This is a genomic window from Helicobacter sp. 13S00477-4 (assembly GCF_002272785.1).
GTDB lineage: Bacteria > Campylobacterota > Campylobacteria > Campylobacterales > Helicobacteraceae > Helicobacter_J.
The window spans coordinates 22059-35716 of record NZ_MLAS01000011.1 but is presented as its reverse complement, the minus strand read 5'-3'; the positions used below and the strand labels follow the sequence as shown (position 1 = coordinate 35716).

General features: G+C 32.5%; 7 protein-coding genes. 4 read left to right on the top strand and 3 right to left on the bottom strand.

The features are described from left to right. Nucleotides 1-10: 10 nt before the first annotated feature. Nucleotides 11-1363, bottom strand: a complete 1353-nt coding sequence (locus tag BKH44_RS06440; protein WP_095271425.1) for an acetyl-CoA carboxylase biotin carboxylase subunit — start codon at nucleotides 1361-1363, stop codon at nucleotides 11-13. A 4-nt stretch (nucleotides 1364-1367) separates the two neighbouring features. Next, nucleotides 1368-1829: an acetyl-CoA carboxylase biotin carboxyl carrier protein gene (gene accB / locus BKH44_RS06435; RefSeq protein WP_095271422.1), complete on the bottom strand. Its 462-nt coding sequence runs from the start codon at nucleotides 1827-1829 to the stop codon at nucleotides 1368-1370. Nucleotides 1830-1931: 102 nt separating this feature from the next. Between accB and dcd the strand changes: the two genes are divergently transcribed. Beyond that, entirely contained in the window at nucleotides 1932-2501 is a 570-nt protein-coding gene (gene dcd, locus BKH44_RS06430; RefSeq protein WP_095271419.1) for a dCTP deaminase, read from the top strand. Between the two features lies 1 nt (nucleotide 2502). Here dcd and BKH44_RS06425 read toward each other — a convergent pair whose 3' ends face one another. After that, on the bottom strand, nucleotides 2503-3105 hold the full coding sequence (locus tag BKH44_RS06425) for a phosphatase PAP2 family protein (RefSeq protein ID WP_095271416.1): 603 nt from the start codon (nucleotides 3103-3105) through the stop codon (nucleotides 2503-2505). A gap of 170 nt (nucleotides 3106-3275) precedes the next feature. Here BKH44_RS06425 and BKH44_RS06420 point away from each other — a divergent pair, with 170 nt between their 5' ends. Genes BKH44_RS06420 through BKH44_RS06410 form a run of 3 tightly spaced genes read left to right on the top strand, consistent with a single transcriptional unit; the run spans nucleotide 3276 to nucleotide 13566 of the window. Next, nucleotides 3276-3761: a hypothetical protein gene (locus BKH44_RS06420; protein WP_095271412.1), complete on the top strand. Its 486-nt coding sequence runs from the start codon at nucleotides 3276-3278 to the stop codon at nucleotides 3759-3761. Further along, on the top strand, nucleotides 3758-5413 hold the full coding sequence (locus tag BKH44_RS06415) for a ShlB/FhaC/HecB family hemolysin secretion/activation protein (RefSeq protein ID WP_180674133.1): 1656 nt from the start codon (nucleotides 3758-3760) through the stop codon (nucleotides 5411-5413). The genes BKH44_RS06420 and BKH44_RS06415 overlap by 4 nt, the downstream gene beginning before the upstream one ends. A gap of 44 nt (nucleotides 5414-5457) precedes the next feature. Beyond that, nucleotides 5458-13566: a hemagglutinin repeat-containing protein gene (locus BKH44_RS06410; protein WP_095271406.1), complete on the top strand. Its 8109-nt coding sequence runs from the start codon at nucleotides 5458-5460 to the stop codon at nucleotides 13564-13566. Nucleotides 13567-13658: the final 92 nt, after the last annotated feature.

Below are 13658 nucleotides of genomic sequence, written 5' to 3'. Positions count from 1 at the left end.
CAAGCATTTGTTATTCCATATTTTGTTCCAAATATTTTGTATGTATTTTGGAATTTTTGAAATCAATATTGTCCATCATTTTGAGGTGAAAAGGTATGGTCGTCTTAATGCCTTCAATGCAAAATTCTCTGAGGGCTCTTTTTGTCTTATTGATAGCTTTTTCTCTATTTTCTCCCCAAATAATGAGTTTACCAATCATTGAGTCATAAAACATCGGCACTGTATAGCCAGCATAAGCATGTGTATCTAACCTCACATTGGCACCCCCAGGTGCAATCCATTTGGTAATCTTGCCTGGGCAAGGATAGAATTTTTCAGGATCTTCTGCTGTGATGCGACATTCTATAGAATGTCCTTTGAAAGTGATGCTTTCTTGTTTTGGGAGTTCTTCTCCTTCTGCAATCCTTATCATCCACTCTACCAAGTCTAGACCACTGACCATTTCACTAATAGTGTGTTCAACTTGAAGCCTTGTATTCATCTCCATAAAATAAAAGTCTTTGTTATTTGCATCCAAGAGAAATTCAAAAGTACCTGCTCCTACATACTTGATGTATTTAGCTGCTTTTACAGCTGTTTGCAAGAGAGATTCTCTCACTTCGGGACTCAAAACCACTGCAGGGGTTTCTTCAATAAGTTTTTGTTGTCTACGTTGCACTGAGCAATCTCTTTCACCAATATGGATAACATTACCGTGCTTGTCTGCAATGATTTGAACTTCTATATGTTTTGGATTTCGGATAAATTTTTCCATATAAATGGTGCCATCACCAAAAGCATTTAGTGCTTCACTTTCAGCTGCCAGATAGAGATTTTTGAGTAATTTGGGATCTTCAACTACACGCATTCCTCTACCTCCACCCCCTGCAGCAGCTTTTATGATGACAGGGTAGCCAATTTTTTCAGCTACTTCTTCAGCTTCTTTATAGCTTTTTAGTGCACCATCGCTCCCCAAAATCACAGGCACACCTGCTTCTTTCATTACATCTTTTGCTTTGGATTTATCGCTCATCATTACCATTACATTTGCATTCGGACCAATGAATTCTATGTTATGGTGGGAGCAGATTTCGACAAAATTTTGATTTTCACTCAAAAATCCATAACCTGGAAATATAGCATCCGCATCAAATAATTCTGCTGTACTCATGATTGCAGGTACATTCAAATAGCTTTCAGAAGATTTTGGACCTCCAATACATACCTTTGCATCGGCAATATCAAGATAATGAGTGTCTTTATCAGCTGTTGAATAGATAGCAATAGCTTCTTTACCCATTTCTTGTATAGTCCTAATAGCTCTTAGGGCAATTTCTCCTCGATTGGCAATCAATATTCTTTGAAGTGTTTTTCTTTCTTTCATTGGATTATATTTTCTCTACTTTGATAAGTTTAGTGCCAAACTCTACTGGTTGAGCGTCATTGACTTCAAGCGAGATGATTTTGCAATCATATTCAGCTTCAATTTCATTCATTATTTTCATTGCTTCAATGATGCCTATTGTTTGACCTTTTTTGATTGTATCGCCTATATTGACATATGGGGCAGCACCAGGAGATGGACATTTATAAAATGTACCTACCATAGGAGATGTGATAAATTCACCAGAATTTGTGTTTGTTTGCACAGTTGTTTCATTTTGAGTTGAATGTAATTGAGAGGCTTGGGGTGCTGTGATTGTTTGGGAAGGAGCTTGTCTTGAAGGTATTTGTGTGCTAATAGATTGTTTGTCAAGTTTGAGTTCAAAGTCATTTTGTTTGAGGCTTAAACGTGATACTCCAGAGTTGTCAAATATTTCAATTAGCTTTTTTATTTCTGAAAGGTTCATAATTCTCTTATCCTTTTTTGGAGATTTTATCAAGTTGGGTTTTTATCTTTGGTATAATACCATAAGTTTAATTTAAAAAAATTTTTAGGAATAAGTAACAATATGGGATTAAAATCAGATACATGGATCAAAGAAGCAAGTCTTAAATATGGAATGATAGATCCATTTTGTGAAAAGCAAATTGGTGAAAATGTTGTGAGCTTTGGTTTGAGTAGTTATGGGTATGATATCAGAGTGAGTGATGAGTTCATGATTTTTACAAATGTAGGGGCTATGATTGTTGATCCTAAGGATTTTCATCATAGTAATGTCATAAAAGTCAATGCCTCAAAAGATGGCTATTGTGTCATCCCGCCAAATTCTTTTGCTTTGGCAAGGACAATAGAATATTTTAGGATACCAAGAGATATATTAGCGATTTGTTTGGGTAAAAGTACTTATGCTAGGTGTGGTATTATTGTGAATGTAACTCCTTTTGAGCCAGAGTTTGAAGGGCATATCACAATAGAAATATCTAATACTACACCTTTGCCTGCTAAGATTTATGCAAATGAAGGTATTGCACAAGTATTGTTTTTGCAGGGTGATGAGGCTTGTGCTACGAGCTATAAAGATAAAAAAGGAAAATATCAAGGTCAGATAGGTATCACCCTCCCTAGAATACTAAAATAATCTAAAATCTATAATTCAGCGATAACATATAAGTATTTTGATAAACACCTTTTGATATTTCTTCATTATCAAGGTTGATGTCAATATTAAGGTTTTTATCTAATCTGCTCGTAACTAAATAAGACAGACCATACCCAATGATAGCTCCAGAAATCACTTGAGTGACGGTATGCCTTTGTGCAGTGATTCTTGAAATTCCAACTAAAGTAGCTAAGAGTGTTGTTGGGACTCCCCATTTCCATCCATATCTTCTTTGCATAAAACCAGCCGCTGAAAATGCAGCAGCAGTATGCCCTGATGGGAATCCATCATAGCTTCCATGATTTGGTCTTTGGGAGATTTTTGCCCAATTGGGATGGTTCCTAGAAATACCTACAAAGCTATATTTAATAGCATAAGTTAGGGCTAGAGTGCTTCCAGTGCCTATGGCAAGTTGTCCCAAACCTTTGTAATCTTTTTGAGTCAAAGAATAGACTGCTGCCATTGCTGGTAAAAATTGAAAAATATCTCCATAGATTTCAAAAGCATCTTTTTTTCTTGCTTGAAGTTGTGTCATAAGACCAATGAATAAAAAAATAATCATAAATTTTTTGAAATATTCCATAAAATCCCCTATAAATTATATGTGTTTTTAGATGAGGGATTATACAGATTTTATGCTTATTTGATTTTTTAATCAAATAATATTATTTTTTGTCAAGTATTTTTTTGCTATGCTTTATTAAAAGCTTATAAAAAAGTTGCTTTGAATGATTTTTAATTTTGGTGAAATTAATGAAAATGATTTTAATACTTGTTTGTTTTATTGGAGTAGTTTTTGGTGCTGGGGGTATTTTCATAGAACCTAAAATTGGTATAGTCCCTTATCAAAACTTTAAAGCAAAGAATGAATCTGAAACATTGATTAATTTTTTTGATTATGGAGTAGATATTTATTCTACTGTTCCAAAATTTGGACAAGTTCAAATTGGCCTAGGTGCGGAGATACGTAGGATTAATCCATTATTGAGTGATAAAAAGAATGTAGGGCTTTTTTTTACACTCATAAAGTTGCCTACTTTTCTTGATACGATGATAGTCAGTAGAGTAGGATTTTTACAAAATAGGACTTTGGAAAGGACATTTTATTATGCTATTGGATTTGAGAAGTCTATTTATCGGGTTATTTTTCAGGTTTTGTTTGATGATATGAGGATCAAAAGAGGGGTATTAGATGGTCATTATCATTCAATAGTATTAAAAATGGGGATAAAGATTTGAAAAAAGTTTGGATTTTTTTGATTGCCATTAAGCTTTGGGGTGATAATTTAGATACTCAATTACAAAATCAAAACCGTATTTTAGACCTTTTGCACAAAGAAGATGAACAAAAATACATCCACGATCAACTCCAATACCCTGATAAATACAAAGGGATCGTAGAAGGTGAGATCAAAACATTTGAGGACAATCAGAAATATATTTTTTCTCATATAAGTCTTGATGGAGTTTCAAAAATCCCTAGAGCTATAAGTAAAATACTTATCAGTTATGAAAACAAGCCTTTGAGTAAACAAGATATTTTTGAATTGATAAAAAAGACAAGTGAATATTATATCAAAAAAGGCTATAGCACGACCCTTATAACTATAAAATCAGGGAATGTAAAAACAGGAAAATTGATTTTAAAAATCCAGTTTGGTTATATCAATAAGATTGAGATTAAGGATTCCAAATTTTCTAAATTGAGAGTTTTTGATGCCTTTCCTATTAAGAAAAATGATGTGCTAGATATTTATGCACTAGATCAGGGATTGGAAAATTTAAACAATGGTGGTTATAGGTATGTTATGCAAGTTGAGCCTGCAGAACAAATAGGCTATTCTAATATTTTGATTGAAGGTTATCAGACGCCTGGAGGCGTCAATATTGGAATTAACAATAGTTCTACTATAGATAAAGGAGCGTTTAGGTCAGTTTTAGGCTTGACTCAATACAATTTATTAGGATTGAATGATGTATTATCTTTGACATACATGGAACGTTTTATTCATAATCGATTAGAAAATAAAGAGAGTATTTATTCAGGGAGCTATTATTTTCCTTTTAAATATTGGAAATTTTATTATTCGACAAGCTATACTGATAATTATGCACTAGTTAAAGGGCGATTTGGAAACTATACGAATAAAAGTCAAAATATTAGGAATACTTTTAAAATCCAAAGAGTAATGGATAGGGATAAAAATAGCAAAACCACTCTTTATGCAGAACTTAAACTCAGGGGTCAAAAAAATAAAGTCAATGATATTCTTATTGAAGTCAATAGCAAGAGTTATACTGCTTTGGGTATAGGATTGGAATATGTTGATAAGCTATTTGGGGGGAATTTATATTTGGATATTGAATACCTAAGGGGGGTACCTATATTGGGTGGACAAGGAGATGTAAAAAATTCTGTTTTCAAAGCAGAGTATAATAAAATCAATTTGAATGCTTCTTGGCAAAAATATCTTTATTATAATCAGTATCTTGGATTAGTGTATCGTTTGAATATTGGGTCTAGTTATAGTAATGATGAGTTATTTTATGCAGATAAATTTTTCATTGGGGATCAATATACAGTGAGGGGATTCAAAGAAAGTTCTTTGGCTTTGGATATGGGTGCTTATTGGAGCAATACGATTACTTTAAAACCAATCTATTTTCAAGGAAGTGTTTGGAATATAGAGCCTTTTATAGGTCTTGATTATGGTGGAGGGAGGGATTATGGATTAGACTATAATGACCAAATTATTGGAACTGCTTTTGGTATAAACTATTTTTGGAAAATATTGAATTTGAGTTTTATTGTTTCTCAGCCATTGTTACGATCTAAGGATATGCCAAAAGAATTTATGCCAATTTATTTTAATTTAAATATTTTTATTTAATAATTATTATTTTAAAAATATATTTATTAAAAGGATTTTATTCAATGCATATTCCTAAGCAGGCTCTTTCGATTTTTATTGTCCTCACTCAAATCATATCACCTCTTTTTTCAGCTGATTTGAGGGTGAGGCATCATATTGCTCCTCTTGATGGTGATGTCAAAGCCCCTCAAATGATAAATTCTGCTAATGGCAGAGATGTTGTCAATATTGTTAATCCAAACACAGATGGTATTTCTCATAACAAATACCAGAGTTTTGATATTGGTAAAGACAATGGAGTGATTTTAAATAACTCATTAGAAAATGGAACTTCTCTTATTGGTGGGTATGTGGTCGCAAATCCAAACCTCACTTCAAATGCAAAATTGATCATTAATGAAGTCATTTCTACTACCGATACTTCTTTGAATGGGGTGCTTGAAGTTTTTGGTAAAAATGCAGATATTATCATTGCTAATCAAAATGGATTGGTTGTGAATGGGGCTATTTTTATCAATACTAATGGGGTAACTTTAACCACAGGTTTGATTGATAATATCAATCGTCAAATTAGCGTCAACAAAGGAAATATAGACATCTTAGAAAAGGGAGTGGGTGCAGATGGAGATTATTTTAATATTATTGCTAAAAGTATGGAGATTTCGGGCAATATTTCAAAAATTGATGGTAATGGGCTAGGATCTGTAAATTTTATTGCTGGTTTGAATGATGTTAGTTTGGATGTTTCTATGGATAATCCCCATATCAATCAAATCAGGCAATCTGAATCCTCGAAACCAAGTCTTTCTATTGATGGGAATATTTTAGGTTCTATGTATGCAGGTTATATTCGTTTTATTAGCACTCAAGAAGGAGTAGGTGTGCGTCATGATGGTGTGATACGAAGTGCTAATGATATTATCATTGATGCTAAGGGAGACATCAGTAGTTCTGCTTTGCTCGCCACAAATATAAACATAAAGACAACAGCTAACATCAATAATGAAGGACTTATGCTTGCTAGTGAAGTTTTAAAAACAGAGGCCAAAGATTTTCACAATACTAAAATCTTCAATAAAAGCGTGAAGGAAAAAATTAATTTAAATGTTTCAAGTCCTTATGTTCAAGCTAAACAATTTGAGACAAAAGCAAAAAAATTTCATAATAAAGGTAGCATTATTTCTAATAATTTTAAATCCCAAAGTGTAGATTTTAAAAATGATGGTGTGATAAATGTAGGGAATTTTGAGGCGGATTCTAATGATTTTTCTAACACTTCTCAAATCAATGCTTTGAATGCAGCATTTTTGGTTTCTAGTTTATCTAATAGCGGCAAGATTGAAAGTGAGGAACAAACACTTTTGAGTTTCAAAGATGATTCCAAACCATTGGCTAATGTATTGGATAACCATAATGGGACTATTAGTAGCAAGGGTATTTTAAAATTAAAATCAGGGTTAGTCGTTGTGGATTCAACATTTAGGAATTTGAATGCAGGCGAGAAATTTTTGATTGAAAGCAGTGGAGATATTGACATCAAAGAAGATTTTATAAGCGTAGCTTCGATTGGTTTGAAGGCTGCTGGAAATATTAAGAATCAAAAAAATACTTTGCTAGCTTCTCAAAAAGATATTTATTTGGAGGGGAAAACATTTTTTAATGAGCAAGGAGGTTATATTTTTGGTAATGATATTGCGATCAAAGCTGATAACATCACTAATAAAGAAGATGCTATGATTGATGCTAGGAATATTTTATTTTTGAGTGCAAAAAGGATTGATAATAATGTAGGGTTTATACATTCTTTTGGTGATATGAATATTTTTACCCAAACACTCTATAACAATTCAAAGGCTATAGGTGCAATAGAATTTCAAACAAATCCGGGTGGTTCTTTGTATTATTATTATGCAAAAAATTATTTTGGCAATAGGGATTTTAATGCTAATTACACTAGTTATAGCATTAAAAATAATCTTGAGAATAAACAAGCCATCATTCAATCTGGAGGTAGACTAAACATACAATTTGAAGAGGATAAGAAGGCTAATGTTTATAATAATGGTTCTGTGATCGCTGCGACTAAAGATATAATAATTTCAGGCAATGTTCATAACCATACAAAAGAAATAAATTACAATGTAGAAGATTTATTGAGAAGATTTTCTATTCAGGATATAACAGCAATCCCTACTTTTGCAGGGAATTTATCAATTTATAAAATTGGGAGCGGGAATGTTTTAGAGATTTTAGATAAAGCAAAATATTCTGAAGATGATAATGTAGGTTATTTTGGATTGCTCAAGGTTTTAAGCAGCAAAGATAGTTTTTTTAAGGCATTGATGGCTAAGGGATTTGGTTCAGATTGGGTAATAAAAGAGGATCCTAATGATCTGAGCTTCAACCCGAATACAACCATTTCTTATCTACCTAAAAATACTGCGAAGATTTTATCAGGAGGTCAAATCATTCTCTTAGGTGGAGGGATATTACAAAATTCTACAGGTTCAACTAGTAAGGAGCAAGCTCAAGCAGATATCAGTCTCATCCCACAAGCAGGACTGAAAGAAAAACCCATTATTCAAAATCCAGACAATCTGAATGAGGGAGATGGCGTTGATTTTCAAGGACTTGATGAAACAACCATTTTGGCATTTGGCAAACAGCTTTTATTCCATAGTGATGCAAATCATTTGAATAAAAAAATAAATTTTTATATTGAAACAAGGAAAGATTTAGTAGATATGAGTCAATTTTTTGGTTCAGAGTACTTTTTTTCCCAAATCAATTATGTTCCAGAAAAACCTATTTCGGTCATCGGAGATGCTTACTTTGAAAATAGGCTTTTAAATGAACAATTGATACGCAATCTAGGTTATAGCCAGTCTTTAAACAATAATGATATCAAAGAACTTTTTGATAATGCTGTTTCTGAAAGTGTAAAATTAGGTTTAGTCATTGGAAAAGCTTTGAGCGAAGAGCAAATCAAAGAGCTTGATAAAGATATTATTTGGTATGTAGAAAGGAAAATTGGGGATAAAGAAGTTTTAACACCACAGATTTTTTATTCTAAAAACACAACTTTTAAAAGACTCCCTGATTCTAATGAAAAAAACTCAATGATAGCTTCTGTGGGTAATGTATTTTTAGAAGTAGGGGATGTAGAAAATCAATCTTCAGTTATAAAAAGCTTACAAGGCAATACTATCATCAAAGCTCAAGGAGAAGTGAAAAATATTGGAGGAGTTATTTCTGGGGATGAAGTTGGGATTATTGCTGAACGTTTTTCTTCAGAAAGCGTTATAGGTATGGATAAAACTGGAAATGCCATCAATATAAATCAAGCAGCATTGGATTCCAATAATGGGCTTTTTATCCAAACTCAAAAAGACATCGTTATTAAAAACACTTCAATCCAAAGCAGTGATGAAGGTGCCCATATTGATCTTATCTCTGAAAATGGTGAGATAAAAATCATAGAAGACAATGCCAAGAACTCAGATTTTATGCAAGAATCAAAAAAAGATTCAGATTCTTTTTGGGTCAGCACAACGATGGTAGAAGTGGATTCTGTGCAATCTTCAAAATTGCAAGCAGATAATATTACTATTAAGTCCAAAGAGGGCATTACTATTCAAGGTTCTGCTTTGTCTCAAACTTCTAGCAAGGGCAATCTTAATCTGATTTCTGATGGAGATATTAAAATCCTTGAGGGCAGAGAAAAAGTTAACCTTGTGAATGACACACGTTTTGATGGGATGAATAAAAATACTAATATGTTTGAATACTTGAGCTTGAGCCATACAGATACCAAAATAGATAAGGCAGTAGGCAGCAGTATTCAGGCTTTGGGTAATATAAATATTGTGAGCAAAAAAGATTTAAGCATCCAAGCTTCTGATTTGTATTCCAAACAAAAAATAATCCTAGTGGCTGATGGCAATATTGATATTATTGATTCCCATAATCAAACAACTTTAAACTCTTCTCAAATATCTAGTCAACTTCTTGGATTTAAAGGCAGTGATAAACATCAAGATTCTTCTTTATCTACAGGTTCTTCTGTAAAATCAGATGGGGAGATGATTATTAGTTCTGAAGGGAATACATCAGTAATTGGATCAGATGTTATTTCTACTGGAGGGAGGATTGTTTTTAATAGTAAAAAGGATTTGACTTATAAGCCTGGAAAAAATTCAATGCATTATGAAAATATTTCTTATGGTTTTGGCATCGTTGGTTCTGCTGGGGCAGGTTTGTTAGGAAATAGTGTTTCAGCAGGTTTTGGAAATAATGAAGAGCAAAATTTTACAAATACTCATAATGCTTTTGATCCGCAAAGCCTTACATCAGGAAAAACAGTAATGGATGCTTTAGCTTCTGCAGATGTTGGGTTAGAATTTGGTTTGGATTATCAAAAAGCAGACCCTATAACTTATACCAATTCAAATATAGTAGCTAATGATGATTTATTGATGTTTGCTAAAGGAACAGCTGATATTGGAGGGGCTAATTTTATTTCAAGTAATAATGGAGGGTATTTAGAAGCAGGGAATGTTCAAAGCACTAAATATAAAAATGAAGAAAATAATTTTTCAATTGGATTGCACCTTTCACTCAAACAAAAATTAAGCACAACTTCTTCTATGGCAGATTCAATGAATATGATCTCAGGAGTGAGTGCTCAAGTAGCAGCAGGTCAAAATATCAATGCAGGCATTGTCGCAGCACAAGCAGCAGGAGCTGCTACAAATCTTATTTTTAATGATATTATTGGAGTAAACTCAACCCAAGAAGTCAGTTTGAATTTAGGGTTCAATGCTTCTTATGGTGGGATTGAAAATATCACGCATATTGATAGTTCTAAGGATTTTATCATTAAAACCACAAAGGGAGATATTGATTTGAATGGAGTGGCTTTTAATGGGGGTTCTTCTTTGTATTTGGATTCTGCTAGAGATGTTAATATACAAGCAGCAAAAAACACAAAGAAAGAAATTGGACTTGATATCAATGTATCTGGAACATTTCAAGAATCTGCAGGTTATTCCGCATTATGGGGAGCTAATACTGATATAGGTACGGGTGGAAGTGCTAGTATTTCTTATAGTCAAAAGGATCAAAATACTTTTCAAAGTTCTATGTTTGATGTCAAAGATCATTTAGTTATCGTTGCTAAAGAAGATGTTAATATCAATGGAGGGAGATTCAACGCAGATACTGCAGATGTTTATGTAGGTGGTAATTTAAATATCACAAGCCCAATAGATTCAAAAGATTCAAAGGATTTCAACATAAGTTTAGGAGGGGATGTTTCTTTAGGTGTAGCCAGCAATACGATTGCTAAAGGAGATTTTTCACTCAATGCAGGAGCAGGATATTATTATGATAATTCTAAGAGCGTCGGAGTCCAATCAGGTATTCTTACAAAAGGAGAATTGAATGTAAAAGTGTTAGGAGATGCACAACTCAATGGAGGTATTTTGAGTTCAAGTATTGAAGAAGGAGATTTTGATGTAGGGGGTAAATTACAAATCAATGATTTGGATTTAGAGATAAATTCAGGTGGTGGAGCTGTATATGTTTCTGGGGGTACATCTGGAGACTTTGGAACACAGATTGATATAGGTGATTTTAATACTCAAAAAAGTATTTTGCACACAGCTATCAATATCAATACAGCTGCTAAGGGAGGTATAGAAGTAAATGGTAAAAGCATTGAAGCTAAAGATATTTTTTCTGATGTGAATAATGCCCTTGAGATTACTTCAAGCAATTCATTTGCAGGAGGTAATATGAGTTTTAGTGGGAGTGTGGGTCAGATAAAGCAACTTTTAAGTTCTAAGCCCAAGCCAAATCACCTTATTTCTTCACAAGACAATACAACTCAGGGTAATGTGATTTTTTCAGGCATTGCAGAGCCTCTTCACTTTGAACCAGTGGTTTTAAAGAAAGAGGTTTTGCTTTATGGTAAACCTAACAGAACTGATAATGAGGGGAGTAATCCCTCTGTTACTCGACCATCGACTTCCATGACTTCTGTTTCATTAGAACAAACTCCTTTCATAAAAAAAATTAAGAATTTTTTTAGACTTGATAAATCAACTTATGATGTAGGGAATGCACAAAATCTATCAAATCAAGCATCAATGGATTCTTATAAAAAAATCAATGAAAATCTCCCTCCAAAAAGCGAATTTGCGCAAACCGAACAAGCTTTGATAGCAAGTCAAAATAAACATCAAAAAGACTTGGATAAATTTGCAAATATTGGAGAAGAAGTTATACCTGAAAGGATACCAATTAAAACTGAAGATAAACGAAGTGAATCTGATAAACAAGATTTGATAGATTTTATGGAAAGAGGTGTTTTTGAGGTACAAGATGTCAATTTATCTCAAACTGCTGGTATCCTAAATACTTTAATGGAAAATCCAATTTTTTCAAAACAAAACAGAGATAGAGATGTCAGAGAAAATTTTATTATTCTCCTTTCTGAAATTGGTGAAAATTTACCTTATCATAATGATTCAGGCGAATATAAAAATTTTTTAAGAGGAGTTTATCAAGACTTAGATTCTAGATTAATTAATAATCCTGCGATCAAGGATTATTTACTCAATAGTGATTTTTCAAAGCAAAAGCATTTCAGAGAGTTCACTCAAATGATTGTTGATGCTTATACTGAAACTTTGAACAATACTCCTTTGAATTCTACGGATACAAAGATTAATTTTTCCCCAAACTATGATTACGCACGTTATTCCCATCAAAGGGATGCTATTGAAATCTTAACACCCAAAGAATATAAGGAACTTTATTTAAAAAATCAGAAAAATGTTACATCCAAACAAGTTGGCTTGACTCTTTTGGATACTGTCGTTCATGAGATGACACATAAACAACAAGCTGTATTCATCAAAAATTTAGATAATCCTAACATACCTCAAAGCATTAAAGATTATACAACTGTTTTGAAAGCTAATAAAGAGTTTTATTTTCGTGATGGTGATCAGAATTATCATATGTATCGGGATCAGATATTTGAGAAAGAAGCTTTTGAACATGGCGGAGCTGTTAAAAGAAAGTTTGAAAATATATTAGCTCAAGACCCCCAATTAGATAATCCTATTGAGGCAACACAGTCTAGTGGTTCAAACTCAAACTCTATTTTAGATAGAATCCGAAGGGCTTTTTCAAGGGAAAATCTAAACGAACCAGATGCTGAAGTTCAAAATCATTTTTACAATCAAAAAGAAAAAAATATAGAGCATTTCCCTGTCAATCAGAAAAATTTTGAATCCAGTCTTGAAGGTGAGCCGAATTTTTCAAATATAGCCCTCATATATGGCTTACACCAAACTAGAGGAGATTTATATCATAGCCTTTCGCCCGAAGAAGTTGCTAAAAGACCTTTGGTTGCAGATGATTATTTGAATGCTTTGAATATGGCTCAGAGTCCTGATAGACAGAAAAGATTTTATGAGTTTGCCTCTTCAGTTGCTTCAGGTAATCCTAATTTATTGAAAGAAGAAATTTTAAATTTTAAACCCCCGATCACTAAAGCTCGTGAAAATGGAGTTGCTAGTATTCCAAAAGGTGATAATCAAAAAATTTTTGAAGGTATTGTTGGGGATGAAAATAATCTAAAAATAATTAAAAATATCGATAGTGGAAAAAATCTAATGGATGCTATTAAAAAAGTCGCTCAAGAACACAATATGGATGGGTTATCAAATCTTATCAATCGATCAACACCTAATGTAGAAAATCTAACAAGAGAAGAAAAAAAATTGTATGATATTTATTTCAAAAATGCCAGTGCTTTGAATGAAGAAAGATTTTTTGGAATCAAAACGACAGAGGTTTTAAAAAATGTTTTGGATTCTGGAGGAAAAATTTATTTCAATCTTGATCTTTTAGTGACAGAACATCATTCTCATACAGATAAGGTTAAGGATTTAGACTTAAAGAAGCTTAAAAATGTTTTCGATCCTTCCAATGAACATTATGAATCAGTGACTTCTGAAGAATTGCGTTATATATTTAAAAATTACAGAGAACATCCTAATTTGAAATTCACAATAAAAAAACAATTCATTGAGAATCCTTTTAAATCAACTGAAGTGATTGAAGCGATACAATCTCAAATAAATAAAGTTAAGAATTAAAATATATTCTATTTAATTTTTTATTGTTAAAAATTATTTAATTATAGATTAAAGGAGATCATACTTTATTGGTATAATGTTTATGGAGAGTG